Genomic DNA, 22,984 nt, shown 5'->3' on the forward strand with positions numbered 1-22,984 from the left:
GAGGGGTCGGAGTGACACATCTGGCAGAGAGGCGGTGTGATCATCCCCTTGTCGGTCGGAACTATGCGCGCTCGCCGTCAATGTGTGCACGGAGTAAATCGGTTCCGGACATGATCGATCGGATTCGTTTTCATCCGTTGTGTCCCCCTCGGTCTGCCGCCTTCGGTCACTCCCCGAGGGGCGCGTCCGCGCCCTCCGTCTCCGCCGTTCCCTCCTCGGCCGCGCGCACCAGCGCGTCCGCCGCCACGAAGCGCAGGTCCCGTTCCAGCAGCCCTTCGATCACGGTCGGCAGGGCCGCCACGCTCTGGCGGCGGTCACCGCCGCCGTCGTGCATCAGGATCAGGGAGCCGGGACCGGCGTGGTCCAGCACCGTACGGGCGATCTTCTCCGGTCCGGGGCGGGCCCAGTCCCAGGAGTCGACGTCCCACAGGGCCAGGGCGGGCCCGCCGGTCAGGAGCTCGTCCAGGCTCTCCGGGGTGCGCGCGCCGTACGGCGGGCGGAAGACCCTCGGGACCCGGCCCACCGCGCGGTCGAACGCCTCGTCGGTCCGCTCCAGTTGCAGCCGGAATTGACGTCGGCTCAGATCCGGCAGGAACGGGTGCGACCAGGTGTGGTTGCCGAGACTGTGTCCCGCGTCCACGATCCGTCGCACCTCGTCGGGGAGCGCGTTCACATGGAGGCCCACACAGAAGAAGGTGGCGTGCACGCCGTAGCGGGCCAGAATGTCGAGCACCTGACCGGTGAAGAGCGGGTCGGGGCCGTCGTCGAAGGTCAGCGCGATCTCACGGCGGTCGCGCGGTCCATGGCGGAACCAGCGGCCCGTCCGGGCGAGTTCCGCCTCCCGCGCGGCGCTGCGCCGGATGCCGCCGTGGTAGTCGTCGTCCCGACCGGTCTGGCCGCCGCCCTCCGCCGTCAGCGGGGAGAGGGAGGCGAGATCGGTTCTGGCCCGTTCGGCGAGGGCCCGCGCCGGTACGGAGCCGAAGTCGGGGCGTTCGGGGAGTACCCAGGGGTCGGCGCGGTAGACCGTCAGACCGGCCGCCGCGAAGATCCCGTCCACCAGACCGTTGGTGCTCTCCACGACGACCGCGCGGGGCGGTTCGGAGGACGGGCCGGGCGCCCCGAGCCAGGCGGTCAGCTCCGGTACGCGCTCCGCGCCCCAGTGCGTGGGGGCCATGGCCCGGTTCCCTTCGGCGTCGATGACCTCCACCTCGTAACCATCGGCTGACCAGGCGATTCCTGCGTACAGCATGCGTTTTCCTCCTCAGAGCGGGGCGGGGCGGGGCCGGGCCGGGCGGGACGAGCCCGGATGGGGTGGGACCGGGCGGGACGAGCCCGGATGGGACGGGGGCGGTGCGGCGCGGATGCACGGGCGGACACGGATACGGGTGCGGGCCCGGGCACGAGCACGGGGGTGCGGAGAGGAACGCCGTTGTGGGCAGGCGAAGTTGGCGATGCCCGTGGTGCGGGCGCGTACGAGGGGGTGGGGCCTGGGGGCGGGTGGACGGGTGACCGCCGGAGCCGATTCAGGATTCCCGGTTCCGGTCTTCTGCGGGGTGGGCTGTTGCGCCCCGTCTGGCCACTCTGGCCTCTTCAGCCCCTCTGGTCAGGGGTTTTGCTGCTGGGCTCAGGCCCCGACGGGGTTCGGCAACGCGCCCGATCCCCACCGATGTCCATGAACTCTCCATCATTGCGACACAAGTACGACACAGGCACGCTATTGTTCGCATGCCCCGCCGAAGGTCCAGACCATACCCAAGGGCGACAACCGCGCGCCATGCCCGTGAACATCTCCTGTGCCATCGCCTTCCCGGATCAACTGCCGCCGGGGACCACGCTCTTGGAGGACACCATCAACGCCCAGCCCGCACCGTTGACCGTTCCCGACCTCCTTGACGCCCGGGCCGCGAAACAGCCCGACCGGGTCGCGATCGAGGTGCGCGGCGGCGGCTCCCTCACCTACGGGGAGTGGCGCGAACGGGCCGTCCGGGCCGCCCAGGGGCTCGCGGACGCCGGAGTCCGCCCCGGCGAACTCGTGGCCCTGCGCTTCACCGACCGGGAGTGGGACGGCTACGCGGTCGCGAACCTCGCCGTCCACTACGCGCGGGCGGCGGCCCTGCCGCTCCGCGCCGACCTGGCCGAACCGGAGGCCATACGGCTCGCCGGGATCTGCGGCGCCACCACGGTCCTGCGCGGGGGCGAACTGCCGCCGCTGGGCGCCGCCCTGGGCGGGGCGGACCTGTCGCTGACCGAGGTCGAGACGGCGGCCCGGAACACCACCTTCGGCCCTGGCCCGGGCGCGGCGCCCGGTCACGGGCGAACCGGCCCCGACCCCGGCGATCTCGCCCAGATCGTCGGGACCTCCGGCACCACCGGCGACCCCAAGGGGGTACGGGCCTGCCACGCCAGCCTCACGGCGGGCCTGCGCCTCGACCCCCGCCCCCGCCCCTACGCCCACTCACACCATGCCCTCCACTCCTTCCCCATCGGCACCAACGCCGGTCAGGTGATGCTCATCAGCGCCCTCACCGGCGCGCCCACCACCGTGGTCCTCCCGCGCTTCGACGCCGAGGAGTTCGGCCGGACCATCGAGGAACGGGGCGTCGGCACCGTCTTCCTCGTCCCGTCGATGGCGATCGAACTGCTCAACTCCGGTGTGCCCGACCGGTACGACCTCTCCGGCGTGCTGCTGCTCGGCTCCTCCGCCGCCGCCCTTCCCGCGCCCGTCGCCCGGGCCCTCGCCGAGGCCCTGCCGAAGGCCACCGTCGTCAACGTCTACACCTCGTCCGAAGCCGCTCCCGCCCAGCTCTCCGCCGTTGTCGGCCAGGCGCCGCCCGGTGCGGTGGGACGTCCCACCGACCCCCGGGACCTGCGGATACTCACCCCGGACGGCACCCCGGTACCGTCCGGCGGAACGGGCGAGATCTGGCTGCGCCAGCCCGGCCCCCCGCGCTCGTACGCCGGTGACCCCACCGCCGGTACCACGGTCTTCCGCGACGGCTGGGTACGGATGGGCGACCTCGGCCGGCTGGACCAGGACGGCTATCTCCATCTGGTGGACCGCGAGAGCGACGTCATCAAGTCCGGCGCGCTCAAGGTCTCCACCCTCCGGATCGAGGACGCGCTGCACGAGCACCCGGATGTCGCGGACGCGGCGGCGCTCGGCATACCGCACCCGGTCATGGGGGCGGTGCCGGTCGCCGTCGTGGTCCCCGCCGCCACTGGTCTGGACCTCGACGCGCTCCGGCTCTTCCTCAGCACCCGCCTCGCCCGCGCCGAACTGCCCGTGCGTGTCCTGCTCGCCGACGACCTGCCGCGCAATGCCTCCGGCAAGGTGGTCAAGCACCGGCTGCGCCCGCTCTTCGCGCCGACGGACGAAGGCCGGGAGGCGGACGCGGCATCCACCGTGGGCGCGGCGGGCAGGACGAGCGCGGCCGATACGGCGGGTGTGGCGGGCGTGGAAGGCGTGGCAGGCATGGCGGGCACCGCCGCCCCGGCCGCCGTCCGGCCCCCCGCCACCCCCACCGAACGGCGCCTCGCCGCGATCTGGCAGGAGGTGCTGGGCCGCCCGGTCCGGAGCGCCGCCGACGAGTTCTTCGCCCTGGGCGGCGACTCCTTCCGCGCCGTGCACCTCGCCACCGCCGTCGCCGACCGGTTCGGCGTCGACACCGGCGCCGATCTCGCCTTCGGCCGCCCGTCGCTGCGCGCCCAGGCCGCCTGGCTGGACGAGGAGACGGCCCGGGAACGGACCGCCGAGGCCGCCGACGCCGCCGAAGAGGCCCCCGGACCGGAGCTGCCGCCGTATCTGCGCGCCCTGCGGGCCCAGCACCACGAGACCCCGCTCACCAGCCAGCAGGAGGACTTCCTTGCCTGGATGGCCGAGGAGGACGGCCGGGACGTCGGCGCCGTCCCCGCCCTCTTCCGGGTCACCGGCCCACTGGACCGCCCCGCGCTCGGCCGCGCCCTGTCCGCGCTGGTGGCGCGTCACCCCGCCCTGCGGACCCGGTTCGTCCCCGTCCCCGGCGGCGTACGCGGCCTGGTCCGCACCGTCCTCGACGAGGAGCCCCGCGCCCGCGTCACCCTGCGGGACGCCCCCGGCGCCACCGACGAGGAGGTCAACGCCCTGCTCATCGCCGAACGTGACCGTCTCACCGACCTGGCGGCCGATCCGACGGCCCGGCTGCTCGTCGTCTCCCGTGCCCCCGAGGACCACATCGTCCTGCTCGCCGTGCACCACATGGTCGCCGACGGCTGGTCCATCGGTGTCCTGCTGCGCGAACTCGGCCTCGCCTACGACGCCCTGCGCCGGGGCCGCACCCCCCGGCTGCCGGAACCCGGCCTGTCCTACCCGGAGCTGGTGCGCTGGGCGGGCGACCGGTGGGAGAGCGGCCGACGGCACTTCGCCACCGCTCTCGCGGGCGCCCCGTCCGCGCTCGACCCCTTCCCCGGGCGGCGCGCCGTCGACCGTGTGCACACCGTCGCGCACCCCTTCACGATCGCCTCCGGCCCCGCCGGACTGCTGCGGGAACGGGCGGGAGCGCTCGGCGTCACCCCGTTCATGGCCGTCGCCGCCCTGTGGAGCGGACTGCTCGCGGCCCGCGCGGACAGCCCCGACCTGGTGCTCATGACCCCGGTCCCCGGCCGGACCAGGGCCGAGGCACAGCAGGCCGTCGGCTGTCTGGTGCAGTCCCTGCTGGTGCGCGTGGACTGTTCCGGCGGGCCCGGCTTCGCCGAACTCGCCGAGCGGGTACGGCGGGCCGCGACCGGTGCGCTCGACCACCAGATGTATCCGTACGCCGAGTTCAAACCGCATGTGGTGGCGTTCCCGGCCTGGCTGCGGTACGAGAGCTGGGCCGCCGACGCCCATCTGCCCGGCCTGCGCTGCGAGCCGTGGGAGCTGCCGCGCGGCACCACCGTGCCCTGGCCGCTGCCCGGCGGGGATCTGGGGGTGCCCGAACTGACCGTGGTGGAGCAGCCGGACGGGTCGCTGAACTGCTGGATCCAGTACAACGCGCTCGCCTTCGAGGAGCCGGTGATCACCGCGCTCGCCGATGACTTCCGCGCGGCCCTGAGCGCTGCCACCGCGTCCTGACACCACTGCCTCCTGACACCGTCACCTCCTGACACCACCGCTTCCTGACACCGTCACCCCGACACCGTCACCTCCTGTCCTGACACCGTCACCTCCTGACACCGTCGCCTCAGGGTCCGGCGCACCGGCGCACCGACCTCTGAGCACCGTCGCCCGTCGACGGCCGCAGCCCACGCCTGTGGCACTCCTGCCGCATCGCCGTCGCCCCCTCCGCCCCCCTTCGCCCGCCGTCAGCGTCGACGCCGGGCCCTGTCCCCGTGCCTCCGGCCCGTCCTGCCCCACCCCGCGTCGACCCGCGCCGGGCAGGAGCGGGAGCCCGACCACGCTCCCGCGCGCACCTGCCACTTCCCGCCCCGTTCCCCGTTCCCTGTTCCCCTTTCTCCGCTCCCGTTCCACTCGCGCCACGCGTTCCGACGCCGAACCGACCGAGGAAGACCTGTGATCAGCACCCCCGCCAGCGCCGCCCAGCAGGGCATCTGGATCAACGAGCGGATCGCGCCGCTCGGCTCCGTCCACCACATGCCCTTCGCCGTCCGTCTCGAAGGCCCCCTGGACCCCGCCGCCCTCGCCGCAGCCTGCGCCGATGTCGCCGCCCGCCACCCCGCCCTGACCCTGACCGTCCACGAGGAGGACGGTGTCCCGGTGCTCACCCCCGGCCCGGCGCCCGTGCTGACCGTCCGCGACACCACACCCGAACGGCTGCCCGGCGAGCTGGCCACCGCGAGCGCGGAACCGTTCGACCTCGCGGCGGGACCCCCCGTACGGCTCACCCTGCTGCGCACCGACCCGACCCGCGCCACGCTGCTGGTCGTCGCGCACCACATCGCCTTCGACGGCACCTCCACCGATGTGTTCCTGAGCGACCTGGCGGCCTGCTACGCCCACCGCACCGGCGCCGGACCGGCCCCCGACGCCCCCGGCGCCGACAGCACCCCGCTCACCCACGCCGCCGACCTGCCCGAGCCGGACGCCCGCGCGGTCGCCGACGCCTCCGCGTACTGGGCCGACCGCCCGCTGCCCGGTCCCACGGTGCTGCTGCCCGGCCTCGACACCGGCTCCGGCGCGGGCCCCGACGGCGGCGACGGCGCCGGTCCTGGCGCGGCCGTCGACTTCGACCTCGACCCCGCCCTCCGCGCCGACCTCGCCGACACCGCCGGGAAACTCGGCGTCACCTTCTTCGAACTGCTCCTCGCCGCCGTGCACACCCTGCTGCTGCGGTACGGGAACGAGCGCCCCGCCGTCACCGTCGGCCTCGGCACCCGCACCCCGCACGCCGCCGACCGGATCGGCATGCACGCCAACGAGCTGCCCGTGGTCACCGCCCCCGCACCGGGCACCTCCTTCGGCGAGTTCGCCCGCGCGGTCCGCGCCGAACTGCGCGGCTGCTACCCGCACCGCCGCGTCCCCCTGTCCCGCGCGGTCCGGGGCATGCGGCCCGGCCTCTCCCTCGCACCCGTCATCCTCACCTACCGCCGCCGGATCGCCCCCGTCACCTTCCCGGGCGTCCGCGCCACCATCGACTGGACGCTCTTCCCCGGCACCGCGCGCGGCGCCCTCCGCTTCCACCTCCTCGACGGCCCGGACCGGCTCCGCGTCCTGCTGACGCACCGCACGGATCTGCCGTCCCCGGTCCGGGCCGACCGCGTCGGCGCCCATCTGCGCCGACTCCTCGCCTCGATCGCCGCCGCCCCCGGCACGGCACTCGCCGACCTGCCGCTCCTGGACGAGGAGGAACGCGCCCCGCTGCGCGGACCCGAACCGGCCCCCGACGCCCCCGGCGCCACCCTGCCCGCGCTGCTCGCCCGTTCCTTCGCCGCGCACGCCGAACGGCCCGCCGTGACGGTCGGCGAACAGACCCTGGACTACGCGGAACTGGCCACCGCCGCCACCGGCCTCGCCCGGCGGCTCACCGCAGCCGGGGTCACCCCCGGCACCGTGGTCGCCGTCTGTGCCGAACGCTCCGCCGAGATGGTGGTGGCCGTGCTCGCCGTCACCCTCGCCGGGGGCGCCTATCTGCCCGTCGACCCGTCCTACCCGGCGGAGCGCGTCTCCCTGGTACTCGCCGACGCGGGCGCGCGGCTCGCGCTCGCCGGGCGGAGCACCGCCCCTCTGGTCGAGGGGTACGGCGACACACTCCTGCTCGACGACCTCTTCACGGGCGCCGGGAGCGGTGGGCCCGAGAGGTCCGAGGGCTGCACGGGCGCCGGGAGCGGTGGGGCCGACGGTTTCCCGGGCGCCGGGTCCGAGGGCTTCATGGGCGCCGCTCGGGGCGGTGCCTCCGGCGCACCGCTGCCGCTCCCCAGCCCCGACGACCTCGCCTATCTCATCTACACCTCCGGCTCCACCGGACGCCCCAAGGGCGTCGAGGTCCCCCACGGCGCCCTCGCCCATCTCCTGCTGGCCTTCCGCGACACGCTGGCCGCCGGGCCCGACGACGTCTGGCTCGCCGTCACCTCGCTCTCCTTCGACATCTCCGCCCTCGAACTGCTGCTGCCGCTGATCACGGGCGGCCGGGTGGTGATCGCGCGTGAGACGGAGACCCGCGACGGCCGAGCCCTGGCCGCCCTGGTCGAGCGGCACGGCGTCACCCACGCGCAGGCCACCCCGTCGGGGTGGCGGCTCCTGCTGGACGGCGGGCTCGCCGCCCCCGCCCTCACCGCCCTCAGCGGCGGCGAGGCCCTGCCCCTGGCACTCGCCCGCCGACTGCGGGAACGTGTCGCGCGGCTCTGGAACGTCTACGGGCCGACGGAGACCACCATCTGGTCCACCGCCGCCGAGGTGCCGCCCGCGCCCGACGAGGTCACCGTCGGCCGCCCGATCGCCGGTACCACCGCCCTCGTGGTCGACCCGGCCGGACACCCCGTACCGCACGGTGTCACCGGTGAACTGGCCCTGGGCGGCGCGGGCCTGGCCCGGGGCTACCGGGGCCTGCCCGAGCGCACCGCCGAACGCTTCGTCACCGACCCGGCCACCGGTGTCCGCCACTACCGCACCGGCGACCTCGCGCGGGTCCGGCCCGACGGCGCACTCGACTGCCTCGGCCGCCTCGACGACCAGATCAAACTGCGCGGCCACCGGATCGAACCCGGCGAGATCGAGGCCCGGCTCCAGGAACACCCCGCCGTGGCGGCTGCCGCCGTCGCCGTCCGGGGCGACGACGGAGACCCGGCCGGCCGGATGCTCGTCGCGTACCCGGTCTGGCACCGGGAGACCCCCGTACCGACCGGCGCCGACCTGCGCTCCTTTCTCGCCCGGACCCTCCCGGACGTGATGGTCCCCGGCGTCGTCCACCCGCTCCCGGCCCTGCCGCTCACCCCCAACGGCAAGACGGACCGCACGGCCCTGCCCGAACCGGCCCGGGGCACACCGCAGACCGAGCCGGACCCCGAATCCCCGGACGAGGGCTGGGACGAGCTGGCCGACGTGATCGCCGCCATCTGGTGCGAGGTGCTGGACCTCCCCACCCTCGGCCGCCACGCCGACGTCGTCGACCTCGGCGCCCACTCCCTGACGATCACCCAGGTCGCGGCCCGTATCCGGGACCGCCTGGGGGTCGATGTCCCCCTGCATGTCTTCTACGAGGAGCCCACGACGGTGGCCACGGTGACCGACGCGGTCGTGCGTGAACTGCTGGCGGAGGAGGCGTGATGAACCCCTCGCACTCCCCCCTGACACCCCCACCCCTCACCCCCGCACCGCAGGGCCCCGTGCCCCCATCCGTCCCATCCACAGAACCTGTGAGCGCACCGCCCGCGCACTCGGGTGCCGCTGTGTCGTGCGTGTCGGAGGTGTCTGCGTCTGCGGTTCAGGTTCCTGCCGCTGCCGGGGTGGCGGGCCCGGTGCCGCCCCCGTCCGTGTCGGTCGGCGCCGTTCCGTCCGTCTCCGCGCCGCCAGTCTCTTCGACGGCGGGTGCCAGGCCCGTTGCGGGGGCGGTGACCGTGTCTTCGGTGTCCTCCTCCACCACGCCGGTACGATCGGCGCCCGCGCACTCGGGTGCCGCCGTGCCGTGCGTGCCGGAGGCGTCTGCGTCTGCGGGTCAGGTTCCTGCCGCTGCCGGGGTGGCGGGCCCGGTGCCGCCTTCGTCCACGTCGACCGGTGCCGTTCCGTCCGTCTCCGCGCCGCCGGATTCCTCGACGGCGGGTACCCCGCCCAGGCCCGTCGCATCCGTGCGACCGGTACCCGCGCACTCCGGTGCCGCCGTGGCGTCTGTGCCGGAGGCGTCTGCGTCTGCGGTTCAGGCTCCTGCCGCTGCCGGAGCGGCGGGCCCGGTGCCGCCTTCGTCCACGTCGACCGGTGCCGTTCCGTCCGTCTCCGCGCCGCCGGAGGCTCCGACGGCAGCCGTGCCGCCCGCCCCCGTGCGAGCGGTGAGCGCACCACCCGTGGCCGTCGCCGCACCATCCGCGCCGGTCGGCCCCGTGCCGCCGGACTCCTCGGCGCGGGACGCGCCGCCCGCGCCCGCACCGTCCCGGCGGGCGCTCAGCGGTGAGCAGCGGGCCCTGATCGCGCGGCGGCTGCGGGAGCGGACCGCCGCTGCGGCGGCGCGGCCCGCCGGTATCCCGGCGCGTCCGGAGGGGGAACCCCCGCCGTTGTCGCTCGCGCAGGAACGGCTGTGGTTCGTCGAGCAGTTGACGCCCGGCACCGCGGCCTACGTCCTTCCCACCGCCGGGCGGCTGCGCGGCCCGCTCCGCGCCGGGCCGCTCGCCGAGGCGCTGCGCCTGATCGCCGTCCGCCACGACACCCTCCGCAGCTCCTTCCCCGTCGACGAGGACGGCGCGCCCCGGGTGCGCGTCGCGCCCGCCGACGGCTTCACCGTGCCCTGGCGGACGCGCGATCTGGGCGAACTCCCGGCCGGGGAACGGGAGACCGCCGCCCGCGCCGCCGTCGAGGCCGAGGTCGCGCTCCCCTTCGACCTCGTGGACGGGCCCCTGCTGCGGGCCCTGCTGCTGCGCCTCGCCGACGACGACCACGTCCTGGTGATCTGCCAGCACCACCTCGTCGGCGACGGCTGGTCCGCCGGGGTACTCCTGGACGAACTCCTCACCGGCTACGAGCGGCTGGCCCGGGGTGCCACCCACGCCCCGCCCCCGCTGCCCGTCCGCTACGGCGACTTCGCCCACTGGCAGCGCGAGCGCCAGAGCCTGCCGCAGGCCACCGCCGACCTGCGGTACTGGTGCGAGGCGATGGCCGGGGTCCCGCCGCTGGACCTGCCCACCGACCGGCCGCGCCCCGCGCTGCCCGGACCCGGCGGGGCGACGCACACGTTCCGGCTCGACGCCGACACCTGCCGGGACGTCCGCGCGCTCTCCCGGGCCCGGGGCGCGACCCTCTTCATGACCCTGCTCGCCGCCTTCCAGGTGGTGCTCGGCCGCTGGTCGGGGCAGCGGGACTTCGCCGTGGGCACACCGTTCGCGGGCCGCCCCACCGAGGCCACCGAGGGCCTGATCGGCCTGTTCAGCACGGTGCTGCCGATCCGGGCCGACCTCGGCCCACCCGAGAACGAGCCCGAGCAGGGGCAGGGGCAGGGGCAGGGGCAGGAGCCCGGCTCGGGGCCCGGCACCGCCGACGACAACGGCACCGCACCCACCTTCGCGACCGTCCTCACCCGGGTCCGCGCCGCCGCCCTCGGCGCCCAGCAGCACCGCGAAACCCCGTTCGAACGACTGGTCGAGACCCTGGACCTGCCGCGCGACCTCGGCCGACCGCCCCTCTTCCAGGTCTCCTTCGCGCTCCAGAACCACCGCGCCCACACCGTCCACCCCCGCGACCTGGAGTGGCGCACCTTCCCCTTCCACGGCAGCGGCGTCCATCTCGACCTCGGTCTCTACTGTACCGAGACAGCGGACGGCGGCCTCGACGCCTTCGTCACCTACCGCACCGACCTCTGGGACGCCGAAACCGTCGCCCGCCTCACCGGGCACTGGCAGCGCGCCCTGTCCCGGGCCGCCGCCGACCCCCACACCCCCATCGACGCCCTCGACCTCCTCACCCCCGCCGAACGCGACCGGGTGCTGTACGAGTGGAACGACTCCGGCGCCGCCCACCCGGCCGCCGCGACCCTCGCCGACGCCGTCGCCGCGCAGGCCGCCCGCACCCCCGACACGGTCGCCCTGGTCCACGAGGGCCGCACCCTCACCTACGCCCAGCTCGACCGCCGCGCCAACCGGCTGGCCCGGCTGCTGCGCACCACCGGCGCCGGACCCGACCGGCTGGTCGGCGTCTGTCTCGATCAGGGCCTCGACCAGGCCGTCTGCCTGCTCGCCGTGCTGAAGTCGGGCGCCGCGTACGTACCGCTGGACCCCGAGCAGCCCCGCGAACGCCTCGCCCATATGCTCACCGACTCCACGCCGGTCGCGCTCGTCACCACCTCCGTGCGACGGTCCCTGCTGACCGCGTCCGACGCGCCCGTCCTGCTGCTCGACGGCATCGCGGACCGGCTCGCCGCCGTCCCCGACACCCCACCCGCCGACGGCGTCGGCGCGGGACCGGACCACCTCGCGTATGTGATCTACACCTCGGGCTCCACCGGCACCCCCAAGGGCGTGGCCGTGCAGCACCGCCAGGTGCTCACCTATCTCGCCGGGGTGCGGCAGCGCTTCGCCGAGGCCGGACTGCCGGACGGCGCCCGCTATGTCCTGCTCCAGTCGCTCGCCTTCGACTTCGGCCTCACCACCCTCTATCTCTCGCTCACCACCGGCGGCAGTTTGCATCTGCTGCCCCCGCGCACCCCCGGCCCCGAGCTGGCCGCCTATCTCGCGGAGCAGCGCGTCGACTGCGTCAAGCTCACCCCCTCCCATCTGGCCGCGCTGAGCGCCCAGGTGGACGACCCGGCGGAGCTGCTGCCCCGGCGGCTGCTCGTCCTCGGCGGTGAGGCGTCCGGCTGGGAGTGGGCGCGCGGGCTCGCGGCGGCGGGAGCCCGTTCCGGCTGCCGGGTGATCAACCACTACGGGCCGACCGAGGCCACCGTGGGAGCCACCACCCATCTCGTGGACCCTGCCCTGCCCGCGGCGGGGCCCACCACCCCCATCGGGCGCCCGCTGCCGGGCGCGCGGGTCTATCTGCTCGACGCCCGGCGCCGCCCGGTGCCCGCCGGGGTGCCGGGGGAGCTGTGGATCGGCGGCGACCGGCTGGCACGCGGCTATCTGGGCCTGCCGGAGCTGACGGCCGAACGCTTCCGCGCCGACCCCTTCGTCCCCGCCGCGCGGGACACGCGCCCGGCCACCGCCCCGGGACCCGGGGCAGCGGCCCCGCCCCAAAAGGGCCGCATGTACCGCACGGGGGACCTCGCCCGCCACCGCTCCGACGGCACGATCGAATTCCTCGGCCGCGACGACCACCAGGTCAAGATCCGTGGCTACCGGGTCGAACTGGGCGAGGTGGAGGCCCATCTCGCCCGCCTCCCGCACGTCGCCCAGGCCGTCGCCGCCGCCCGGGGCCCCGCCGGTGAACTCGTCCTCGTCGGCTATCTCGTCCCCACCGCGGACGGGACCCCGCCCCCGGTCGCGGAGGTGCGCCGACTGCTGGCCGAGAAGCTGCCCGACTACCTCGTCCCGTCCCGTTTCGTCGTCCTGCCCGACCTGCCCCGGCAGGCCCATGGGAAGGTCGACCGGCGGGCCCTGCCCGAACCCGGCGCGCCCGGCCCGGCCGGTGCCGCCGCCCGGACGGCCCCCGCCACCCCCACCGAGGAGACGATCGCCGCCTGCTGGGCCGCCCTCCTCGGGGTGGAACGCGTCGGCACGCACGACGACTTCTTCGACCTCGGCGGCCACTCCCTGCTGGCCATGCGGATGGTGGCCGCCCTGCGCAAGCTGCTCGGCCCCGAGGCGCGGATCACCCTCATGGACGTCTTCCGGGAACGGACCGTCGCCGCGCTCGCCGCCCTGGCCGACCGCTCCGGGTCCGAGCGCGGCCCGAGCCGTCTGCTGCACGAGCTGACCCCCCGCCAACCCGCCGACCGCGTCACACTCTCCCTGGTCTGTCTGCCGTACGGCGGCGGCAGCGCCGTCGCCTACCAGCCGCTCGCGGATGCCCTGCCGCCCGGCGTCGCCCTGCACGCCGTCGCCGTCCCCGGGCACGACCTCGGCATGTCCGAGGAGTCACTGCCGCTGGAGGAGGTGGCCCGCCGTTGCGCAGAGGAGGTGCTGAACGGGGTGCCGGGGCCGGTCGCGGTGTACGGGCACTGCGGGGTGGGCGCGGCGCTCGCCGTCGAGCTGGCCCATCGGCTGGCCGCCGCCGGACGGGAGCCCGCCGCCGTCTATCTGGGCGGTATCTTCCCCTTCGCCCGGCCCACCGAGGGCCTGCTCGGCCTGCTCGCCCGTTTCTCGGTGCTCGACCGGCGGCGCAGCGGACGGCTCCATCTGAACTGGCTCCGCTCCATGGGGGCCGACCTGGAGGGCCTGGACCCGGAGCAGTTGGCGACGATCGTTCGGAATGTACGGGAGGACTCCCGCGCGGCCGAGGCGTACTTCACGGAGCGGCTCGCACGGCCCGTACCCGCGCTGGGCTCCCCGGTGATCTCGGTGATCGGCTCCGCCGACCCGGGCACCGAGTTCCACCGCGAACGGTTCCGGGAGTGGGGCTTCGTCGGTTCCACCACCGCCGTGGCCGTGCTCGACGAGGGAGGCCACTACTTCCTCAAGCACCGTGCCGCGGAACTGGCCGAGATCGTCACCACGGTCCACCCGGCGGTGGCGGAGTCGCGCGCCGGGTCCTGCCACGCGCCGGCCCCCGGAACCACAAACACCACAGAGCACATGGAGCACACAGGGCACATAGAGCAGGCAGAGCGGGCAGAACGGTCGGAGCACGCGGACATCACCGCCCTCACCCGGGCCCGCCGCCCCGCGCGCGCCACCTGGTGGCTGGACGGCGTCCACCACGCGCCCGCCGCAGGTGAGCGCCCCGCCGCCCCGGCGGCGACCCGCCGTGACACCCGCCGTTTCGTGGCCGTCGCCGCCTCCCAGACGATCTCGCAGACCGGTTCGGCGCTGACCGAGTTCGCCCTGCCGCTGTGGATCTATCTGGCGACGGACTCGGTCGCCTGGTTCGGCCTCTTCGCGGTCCTCGGGATCGTGCCCGGACTGCTGGCCGCCCCGGTCCTCGGCGGCCTGGTCGACCGGGTCGACCGCCGCCGGGTGATGCTCCTCTCGACCCTGGTCTGCGGCACGTCCGAGGCGGTCCTCGCGCTGCTCCACACGTTCGGGACCCTGCGGCCCTGGCATGTCGGGGTGCTGATGGCGATCCTCTCCGTCTCCCTCACCGGGCAGCGGCTCGCCTTCCAGTCGGCGATTCCGCAGCTCGTGCCGAAGCGCTATCTGGGCCATGCCAACGGGGCCGTCCAGATATCCGGCGGCATCGCCCAGGTGGTCGCCCCGCTCGCGGCGGTCGGTCTGCTCGCCGCGATCGGGCTGGGCGGCGTGCTGCTGATCGACGTGGTCAGCTACGCGGTGGCGGCGCTGGTCCTGCTGACCGTCCGGTTCCCGCGCACGCTGGCCGCCCGGCGGCGCGAGACCCTGCGGCAGGAGATCACAGCCGGGTTCCGGCTGGTCTGGCGCAGACCCGGGTTCCGGGCGATGCTGATCTTCTTCGCTGTGCTCAACCTCTTTCTGCCGGTCCTCTTCCAGCTCGTCCCGCCGCTGGTGCTCGGCTTCTCCGGGCTGGGCACGGTGGCCACGGTCTCCCTCGCCGGGGGGATCGGCGCGATCGCCGGCGGACTGGCGATGGGCGTCTGGGGCGGGCCGCGCCACCGCCGCATGCGCGGGATGCTGCTCGTGGTGCCGGTACTGGCGTTCTTCTCCGTCCTCACCGGGCTGCGGCCCGAGCTGCTGCTCGTCTGCGCCGGGGTGTTCGGGATGTCGGCGTCGCTCTCGCTGCTCAACGGCATCTATCTGACCATCATTCAGGTGAAGGTGGCGCAGCGGTTCCACGGCCGGGTGATGGCGCTGAACCAGCTTGTCGCGTGGTCCACCCTGCCGGTCGGGTTTCTGCTGATCGCGCCGTTCGGCACCCGGTATCTGGAGCCGCTGATGGCTTCCGGCGGCGGCCTCGCCGACACCGTGGGCACCGTGCTGGGCACGGGCGACGGCCGGGGGATCGGACTGCTCTACCTCCTGCTCGGGGCGGCGATCCTGCTCCTGGGGGCGGTCGCCCTGCGGGTGCGGACGCTGGCCCGCTTCGACCGGGAGACACCGGACGCCCAGGCGGACGACCTGGTGGGTCTGGCCGCCCTCACCTCCGCACGCACCGACTGAGCGCCCGGCCGAAGCACGGGCATACGGGTACGGGGTCGGCCGCCGCACGGCGGCCGACCCCGTACCCGACCGGCCGACCCGTCGACCTGCCGAGGAGCCGACCAGCCGGGGAGACGGGGAGGACGGCGGCGACGGCGGCGCTCACCGCATGGCGAGGGTGAGCGCTCCGGTGACCGTCTGGCGATGCGCCTCGTGGAAGGTGCGCTCAGGACCGTACAGGGCGAAGTACCACTTCCGGTTCGCCCCCGGCTTCCCCCGGCGGTTGTAGTTCTCCAGGGTGACCACGTCCTTGCCGTCCTTCAGCACGACCCCCGCGAAGTGGTACGCCCACGGCGGCCTGGCACCCGACTCCTGGTCCGCCTCCTGCTCGGGCCTCGACCGGCCCCGCGTGGAGTAGATGGCCAGCGCTTCGCCCACCCGCGCGTCGGCGGCCTCGTTGATGCCCAGTCTGGCGTCCCGTTCCTGATCGGGCCGGTCGTACGGCAGATGGCGCGACTTGGCGAGACCGGTCACCTTCTGCGCGACGGCCTCGATGCGCTCCTTGGTGGCGTCCGACGGCTCCTCGCCGAAGAGCCCGGACTCCTCCAGCCGGTCGACCAGGAGCTGTTGCAGCGCCGGATAGGTTTCGAGCTGCCGGGACCTCATCGCGCCGAGGAGCGCTCTGGCGTGGTCCAGCGGCATGTCGGCCTCCCCGAGGTCGTCACGGGCCGCCCTCAGGGCCGGCATGACCTCCCCGTCGTGCTCCTCCTCGATGTCGATGTCGATGTCCGCATCCCGCCAGCTGAACAGCAGATACCCGCTGTCGTTGGGGAGCCGGCGGGCCAGGTCGCCGGGTGTCATGCCCGGCTGGGTCACCAGGCGGGGGTACGAGGTCAGACCGAGGACGTCGTCCGGCTTCTGCTCGTGCTCCACCCGTTCCGTCCCACCCTCCTCCGGGGCGAGCAGCACCCTGTTCAGCGACTTGCCCGTGACGACGCGGGCGACCTCGATGCACTGGTCCACCCGCAGCATGTCCTCGTCGCCGTGCTCCTGACCGCCCGCGACGATCACCGGCCGCCACTTCCGCAGCCCGCGGAGGGACAGCTCGCCGGGCACCTCCCCGTCCGCCGGTCTGAGCCGCACGGCCGCACCCGATGCCTGGAGCTCCGCGTTCGCGTCGGCGACGACGGACTCCACCGCGTAGAGGTCCTTGCCCTGGGCATGCCTGCCCACCGCCACATTCCCGCTCGTGGAGCAGATCCACGGGTCGTCCTCCGAGTCGCTGTCGGACTCGCTGTCGCTCAGGGTGACGTTCGCCTCGATGTCCGAGTGATCGAAGAACTCCTCCTCCTCGCTGCTGTTGCCCTCGTCGCTGCTCTTGCCCTCCTCCCGGCCGCTGTCCTCCGCCCACCGGAGGGTTGTCTCCGGCTCCCGCTGCACGCTGACGGACCGCTGCACGGACCGCTCGTCCGGACCGGTACCGTCCCGCTGCTGTTCGATCATCCGCACCACCGCCGCGTTGCCGATGGCGCGTTGCAGGGCCCCGATCGCCTGTGGCGGGAGGGGGCCGCCCGCGAGCGGCGCTCTGGTGCCGAGCCGCGGGGACGGGCCCGGCGCGCGACGGACACCGGCGGACTTCTCCGGCTGCTCCTTCTTCGCCCGCATGACGAACCCCCTCACTTCTTGTCTCTGTCTCCTTGGGCACCTTGTTACGAGGGTGGCCGCCGGTCGTGAAGGGCCAAAGGGGCAGCCCTGAGACACGATCGCCTGTCCGACCGTCCGGACACCTCGGCCCGCGCACCGCCGTACGGGGCGTGTTTTCCGGCCGAAGCCACCACAGCCAGGGGCAGATCGACCGGAGGGACACCGGCCCGGATCCCCGCATGGCCTTCGGAACAGCCCGGACGAGTACCCCCGTCGACCGTGCCGCCGCACCGGGAACTCCGGTATCCCCGGCCGAGCCGGGTTCAGCCCACCCTGGCGCGGTCCGGTGCCTGTGGCGTCCGCCCGGTGTCCGCCGCCGTGCTCCCGGTCTCCTTTCCGTACCGCGCGATGGCCCCCGAGGCGAGCGCCATCGGGACCGCGATGACCGCGGCGACCCGGCCGAGCGGCATCGCGGCCAGCATCCAGCCGACGAGCGGCGGGCCGACGATGCCGCCGGACTTGCTGCACGCCGCGGAGAGTCCGCTGCCGAGGCCGCGGAAGGCCGTCGGGTACACCTGCGCGGTGTAGGGGCCGAGCACGGAGACCACACCGCTGGCACCGGTGAGGAGGCCGATCAGGACCGGGACGGCGACCCGGGGGTTGTCCAGCGGTACGGCGATGAGCGCGATGAGCGATCCCGCGGTGATCGCGCCGTAGAGCGTCATGGTCTTCCGGGTCGACCAGCGGCTGTAGAGCCAGGCGGCGACCGCGGTGCCCGGTACGGAGAGCAGGGCGGAGGCGAAGAGGATCTCCGAGGCCGGGGTCCTGAGACCGGAGTCCTTGAGCACGGTCGGCAGAAAGGTGACGAACCCCCAGTAGACCAGTCCCCAGGAGAGGGCGAAGCCGGAGATGACCAACGTCTGGCCCAGATATCCGGGGCCGAGGAGCGCCCGCGCACCGCCCGGGGTCCGCGGTTCGGCCGGGGCGCGCGTCAGACCGAACTGAAGAGCCATGCGCCGCGCCTCGGCGCTGCGTCCGCGCGACTCCAGGAAGCTGGGGGACTCCGGAATCCACCGGTTGAGGCCCAGCAGGGCGAGGGCCAGCGGGAGCTGGAAGAACCAGAGACTCCGCCAGCCGTACGAGGGCTCAAGGAGCGCGGACAGCCCGCTGACCGCCAGATAGCCGCCGACGGTCGTCAGCCCCGCGGTTAACACCATCAGCCCGCTGCGTCCGGGGAACACCTCGGACATCAGCGCGTACACGATCGGCAGCATGCCGCCTGCCGACATCCCCATCAGCAAGCACATCAGGACGTTCGCCTCGAAGCTGGGCATCGCGCCGCACACCGTGGTCGCCACGAACAGCAGCGCCGCGAGCAGGACGGACGAGCGGCGGCCGATACGGTCCGCGAGGTGGCCCCAGAGCAGCGAGCCGAGCACCGTGCCGGTCAGCCCGCCCATCGGCAGCGCGGCGACCTCCGCGGCCGTGAGACCGTACTCGGCGCGGGCGCCGGGCAGGACGAAGGCCAGTGTGGCGGGCTTCATCTGATCGACCACCAAGGCGAACGACAGGACGGCGACAAGCCGTCTGCGCAGCCGGGTCCGCTGCTGTGCGGAGACGGGCGGGTCCGGTATGGGGGACCCGGCCGCCCCGGGGGCTCCTGTGGGCGGGTGGCCGAGGCGCCGGGGCAGGAGCCCCACGCCGGACAGGACGAGCCCGAACACGATCGCCGCCATGGCGAGCCACATGGAGGCACCCATCGTCATATGGGCCATGTGATAGTGCATTTCGGCGGCGTCGACGAACATCCGGATGTGCTCGGCCACCCCCGCCGAACAGACCACGATCCCGGACCAGAAGAGGAGCGGACGCGGGATCAGTCCTCGATCCCTGAGACGGTTCATCGGAGTCTCTTCCCTTCGGCTGACGTGCGGGACAAGGCAGGGCAGGGTTGAATTTCGAACGATGAGGGTGTGAGGGAAGAAGCGCAGGGCGGAACGCGGGCCCGATTCCCGGAGGACATCTCAGCAGCCTTCGGTTCCCCCGGTCTTCTTCTCGATTGCGCACTCCGGGTGGTCGGCGACGGTATCCGTCGGGGTTCTGGGCAGCGGTTTCACCCCCTTCGGCGGGCACGGCGGAGCGCCGAGGAGCACCCGGGAGGGCCGGCGCTGCCGCTCCATGGCCGCAGGGAGGGCGCACGGGAACAGAGGGGCCGGCGAGGTGGAACCGGAGCGACGGGGTGGACGCGGGCCCGGGAGCGGGGCGGGTGCGGGGCGGGTGCGGGCCCGGCAATCTGGAAGACGAAGTGTCCGGGAAGTGCGGTTACTTTGGGAAGGACCGCGGATTCCCCGCTGCTTCGGAACAAGGGGGTACGTCCATGAGTCTCTCCGTTCTCAGCGCTGTGTCCGGAATTCCCGCCACGACTATTGAACGATATCTGCGCGAAGACCCCACTGAGGTGGGGAAGAATGATTACGGGACGGCCCAACTGGGCCGTCTGGCACTGATGCGGGCGCTCGTCGACATCGGTGGCCACTCCCTTTCCGAAGTGGCGGAAATCATGGGCGCGGTCGGCGCGGTCGAACCGCCGACCGTGTCGCGGCCGGACAGCGGAGGCTCTGGGGCAGGCGCTCCGCTCGCTGTCGGCGAACTCCTCACGGACGCGCTGCGCCTTGCCCTCGGAAGGCTTGCCTCAGGAGCGAGGACGGCGAGTACCGCCCGGTAGCGCACACGGGGAGATGCCCGGCCCGACGGCAGCGTCCGATGATGGTCCCCGCTGACACATGCCAGAGGCGTATACCGACGAGAGGGCCGATCATGCCGACCGTTCCCGGCACGCCGCGCCGACTGCCGTCGGCTCCGCCCCCGGCCCGGGTGGCTTCGGGGTCCGGCCCGGCGCCCTGCGGGGGACACCGGGCGGCCGGCCGTACGCGGGGCCGGTGCCCGGGCGCAGCGCCGCCGTGATGGGCTGAGCACCATGGAAGTGGACGCCCGTTCAGCGGTCCTGTGTACATTCTGAATTCGACGGCATTTCATGTGCTCCGCGTGTGAAAGAAAAATCGACGAAGGGTGGTGGAGCTTCATGGGAGCAGATCTGCGTGCGCTGCGGCGCCGTATTCTCACCCCAAATGTTTCGCAAGTGAGTCTCGATGAACGTGGTTTCCACAAGAAGGACCCTGCGGCGCAGGAGCTTCTGGAGAACATCGGTCGCAACTTTCTCGCGGGATACGGTCACGCCGCGGAGTCGCGCTCGCTCGCGGAGCTCGAACACCGCCTGGACATGGTCCCGGTGCGCTTCCGGGGTTTCGCCCACGAAGGCGCGGCGATGGGGTGCACCGTCGTCGACGCGCTGCCGGGCAGCCGCGGCAGACGACTGGCGGGTTTCCTGGCGGGGGACGGGCGGCACCACGTCTACATGGCGTACGTCGGCATCGGCTGGGCCATGGCCAGGCTGCCGCGGTTCCGCTGGCCCGGTCTCTCGGCGACCTCCCCGCTCCTGCGGTGGCTCGTCCTCGACGGCTACGGCTTCCACCAGGCGTACTTCCACACCACCAAGTACGTCTACGGACACCACCAGGACGCCCCCCGGCGCTTTCCCTTCGAACCCGCCTCCTATGTCCAGCGCGCCATGGACCAGGGCATCGGCCGCGCGCTGTGGTTCATCGGCGGCACCGACCCCCAGTCTGTCATGAACCTGATCGAACGATTCCCCACGGCCCGCCACGCCGATCTGTGCGCGGGCGTCGGACTCGCCGCCACATACGCGGGCGGCGCGGACGAGGAGGAACTGCGGTTGCTGCTGCGGCTCGCCGGGGAGCACGCGCGCCAGGTCGGCCAGGGATCGGCGTTCGCCGCCGAGGCGCGTGAGAAGGCGGGGCTCACCGGTCCCGAAACCGGGCTCGCCACCCGGGTGCTGTGCGGCCTGGAACCCGCCGAGGCGGCCCGGCTCTGCCGCGAATTGCAGCCCGGCCGGCCGGACGACGCCGATGGCCATGCCTATGAGGAGTGGCGCCAGAGAATCGCCGAGAAAATTTCTGTCCGAGGAGAGGTGTAGAGAACCATGGCCGCACGGAAATTGTTACGCAGGCAAGCTCCTGGAATCGTCGCTCTCACGCTCATGGCGAGCACCTTCTATGCCGTACGCCTTCCGACGCCTTCCGAGGCCGATGTGGCACGTATGGCGAGTGGATACTCCTTCCGCCCCATGTCGGTCTCCATGCCCTCCGGATTCGATCAGCAGACGATCCGCAAGGTGAACAGGGACTACAAGGACATCGCGGCATGGATCTCGTCCGTCGGCGCGGGTGTCGCGATGAACGATGTCGACGGCGACGGACTCTCCAACGACCTGTGCGTTACCGACCCCCGTATCGACCAGGTCGTGGTGACCCCCACCCCGGGCAAGGCCGCCGACCGGTACCGCGCCTTCGCGCTGGACCCCGCGCCGCTGCCGATGAGCAGCACCATGGCGCCGATGGGCTGCGCCGCCGGGGACTTCAACGAGGACGGCGTCAGCGACCTGATCGTCTACTACTGGGGCCGCACCCCGGTGCTCTTCCACGGCAAGCCGACGAAGCCGGGCCGGGCCGCGAAGGGCGGTGCGCCCGCGCGCGCCGTGTCCGGCGCCCCCGGGAAGGACGTACTGACCGCTGACTCCTTCGAGCCCGCTGAGCTGGTGCGGGACGTGGGCCGGGCGACCTACACCGGACCGCAGTGGAACACCAACGCCATCACCATCGCGGACTTCGACGGGGACGGCCACGAGGACATCCTCATCGGCAACTACTTCCCCGACAGCCCCGTCCTCGATCCGACGCTGGACGGCGGCGTGGAGATGAACGACTCGCTCTCGCACGCCCAGAACGGCGGTGAGGACTTTGTCTACCGCTGGACCCCCGACGGCTTCGAGCGGGCCGACGGCGCGCTGCCCAAGGAGGTCAGGAAGGGCTGGACGCTCGGCGCCGCCGCCACCGACCTGGACGGCGACCACCTGCCCGAGCTGTATCTCGCCCATGACTTCGGCACCTCCCGGCTGCTGCACAACCGGTCCAGCCCCGGGAAGATCCGCTTCTCGCCCGTCGACGGACCGCGCGACCCGCTGGTCCCCCGCTCCAAGCAGCTCGGCCGCAGCTCCTTCAAGGGGATGGGCGTCGACTTCGGGGATCTGGACGGCGACGGCCTCCACGACATGTTCGTCAGCAACATCACCACCTCCTTCGGTATTCAGGAGTCCAACTTCACCTTTATCAACAAGGCGGCGAACAAAGAGGCCCTGAGCAGTGACTTCAAGGTCGGCAGGGCCCCCTTCGAGGACCGCAGCGTCCCGCTGGGCACGGCCTGGTCCGGCTGGGGCTGGGATGTGAAGACCGGAGACTTCGACAACAGCGGTGAGCTGGAAATCGTTCAGACCACCGGCTTCGTCAAGGGCAAGACCAACCGCTGGCCCCAGCTCCAGGAGCTGGCCACCACCAACGACGGACTGACCCACGACCCCGACTGGTGGCCCCATGTGAAGGAGGGCGACGACATCGGTGGCGACCAGACCCTGCGGTTCTTCGCCAAGGGCGGCGAGGGCCGGTACCTCAATGTCGCCAAGAAGCTCGGTATGGCGATACCCATCCCCACCCGGGGCGTGGCGACCGGTGACGCGGACGGCGACGGCCGGCTCGACCTGGCGGTGGCCCGGCAGTGGGGCGAGCCCGTCTTCTACAGCAACCGCAGCCAGGACCCCGGCGCCCACCTCGGTCTGACCCTCACCCACCCCTCCGGTTCGCCCGTCGTCGACACACAGGTCACCGTGGTCCACCCGGACGGCTCCCGGCATGTCGGCCGGGTCGACGGCGGCGGCGGCCACTCGGGCAAGCGCAGCCACGAGGTCCACATCGGGCTCGGCGACGGCGTCGAGGGCCCCCTGAAGGTGCAGCTCCGCTGGCGCGACAGGACAGGGCAGGTGCGCGATCAGGAGCTGAAGCTCGCCCCCGGGCGCCACTCCATCGAGCTCGGCACCACGGCGAAGGAGAAGTGA

9 protein-coding genes are annotated in these 22,984 nt (G+C 73.3%); 6 read left to right on the top strand and 3 right to left on the bottom strand.

The annotated features are described in order from the left end of the window. Positions 1 to 166: 166 nt before the first annotated feature. Positions 167 to 1,249, bottom strand: a complete 1,083-nt coding sequence (locus CRV15_RS34600; RefSeq protein WP_009999593.1) for a polysaccharide deacetylase family protein — start codon at positions 1,247 to 1,249, stop codon at positions 167 to 169. Between the two features lie 525 nt (positions 1,250 to 1,774). Between CRV15_RS34600 and CRV15_RS34605 the strand changes: the two genes are divergently transcribed. From CRV15_RS34605 to CRV15_RS34615, 3 genes are all read left to right on the top strand, one after another. After that, positions 1,775 to 5,089: an AMP-binding protein gene (locus CRV15_RS34605; protein WP_003963642.1), complete on the top strand. Its 3,315-nt coding sequence runs from the start codon at positions 1,775 to 1,777 to the stop codon at positions 5,087 to 5,089. A 438-nt stretch (positions 5,090 to 5,527) separates the two neighbouring features. Beyond that, positions 5,528 to 8,737: a non-ribosomal peptide synthetase gene (locus tag CRV15_RS34610; RefSeq protein WP_009999596.1), complete on the top strand. Its 3,210-nt coding sequence runs from the start codon at positions 5,528 to 5,530 to the stop codon at positions 8,735 to 8,737. A 716-nt stretch (positions 8,738 to 9,453) separates the two neighbouring features. Then, the gene (locus CRV15_RS34615; RefSeq protein WP_230864286.1) at positions 9,454 to 15,336 is read left to right on the top strand and encodes a non-ribosomal peptide synthetase/MFS transporter; all 5,883 of its coding nucleotides are present in this window, start codon (positions 9,454 to 9,456) and stop codon (positions 15,334 to 15,336) included. A 141-nt stretch (positions 15,337 to 15,477) separates the two neighbouring features. Here the strand turns inward: CRV15_RS34615 and CRV15_RS34620 are convergent, their stop codons facing one another. Then, positions 15,478 to 16,980 (bottom strand): hypothetical protein, encoded by a 1,503-nt coding sequence (locus CRV15_RS34620; RefSeq protein ID WP_003963645.1) that lies wholly within the window; start codon positions 16,978 to 16,980, stop codon positions 15,478 to 15,480. Positions 16,981 to 17,282: 302 nt separating this feature from the next. Then, positions 17,283 to 18,863 carry an MFS transporter gene (locus CRV15_RS34625; protein ID WP_003963646.1) on the bottom strand — a complete coding sequence of 527 codons (1,581 nt, stop codon included), beginning with the start codon at positions 18,861 to 18,863 and terminating at the stop codon, positions 17,283 to 17,285. A gap of 473 nt (positions 18,864 to 19,336) precedes the next feature. On the opposite strand from CRV15_RS34625, the gene CRV15_RS34630 reads away from it, so the two are divergent. The 3 genes from CRV15_RS34630 to CRV15_RS34645 all read left to right on the top strand — a co-directional run bounded on the left by CRV15_RS34630 (position 19,337) and on the right by CRV15_RS34645 (position 22,984). Continuing rightward, positions 19,337 to 19,684, top strand: coding sequence for a MerR family transcriptional regulator (locus CRV15_RS34630; RefSeq protein WP_003958075.1), 348 nt, complete (start codon positions 19,337 to 19,339; stop codon positions 19,682 to 19,684). A gap of 357 nt (positions 19,685 to 20,041) precedes the next feature. After that, positions 20,042 to 21,013: a DUF1702 family protein gene (locus CRV15_RS34640; protein WP_003958077.1), complete on the top strand. Its 972-nt coding sequence runs from the start codon at positions 20,042 to 20,044 to the stop codon at positions 21,011 to 21,013. Between the two features lie 6 nt (positions 21,014 to 21,019). Beyond that, positions 21,020 to 22,984 carry a CRTAC1 family protein gene (locus CRV15_RS34645; protein ID WP_003963649.1) on the top strand — a complete coding sequence of 655 codons (1,965 nt, stop codon included), beginning with the start codon at positions 21,020 to 21,022 and terminating at the stop codon, positions 22,982 to 22,984.

It is taken from the genome of Streptomyces clavuligerus, from assembly GCF_005519465.1.
GTDB classification, from domain to species: domain Bacteria; phylum Actinomycetota; class Actinomycetes; order Streptomycetales; family Streptomycetaceae; genus Streptomyces; species Streptomyces clavuligerus.

Excerpts from the sequence above, each read along its gene's own strand:
- CRV15_RS34600 (WP_009999593.1), bottom strand. The coding sequence starts at position 1,249 with ATGCTGTACGCAGGAATCGCCTGGTCAGCCGATGGTTACGAGGTGGAG.
- CRV15_RS34605 (WP_003963642.1), top strand. The coding sequence starts at position 1,775 with ATGCCCGTGAACATCTCCTGTGCCATCGCCTTCCCGGATCAACTGCCG.
- CRV15_RS34620 (WP_003963645.1), bottom strand. The coding sequence starts at position 16,980 with ATGCGGGCGAAGAAGGAGCAGCCGGAGAAGTCCGCCGGTGTCCGTCGC.
- CRV15_RS34625 (WP_003963646.1), bottom strand. The coding sequence starts at position 18,863 with ATGAACCGTCTCAGGGATCGAGGACTGATCCCGCGTCCGCTCCTCTTC.
- CRV15_RS34630 (WP_003958075.1), top strand. The coding sequence starts at position 19,337 with ATGAGTCTCTCCGTTCTCAGCGCTGTGTCCGGAATTCCCGCCACGACT.
- CRV15_RS34640 (WP_003958077.1), top strand. The coding sequence starts at position 20,042 with ATGGGAGCAGATCTGCGTGCGCTGCGGCGCCGTATTCTCACCCCAAAT.
- CRV15_RS34645 (WP_003963649.1), top strand. The coding sequence starts at position 21,020 with ATGGCCGCACGGAAATTGTTACGCAGGCAAGCTCCTGGAATCGTCGCT.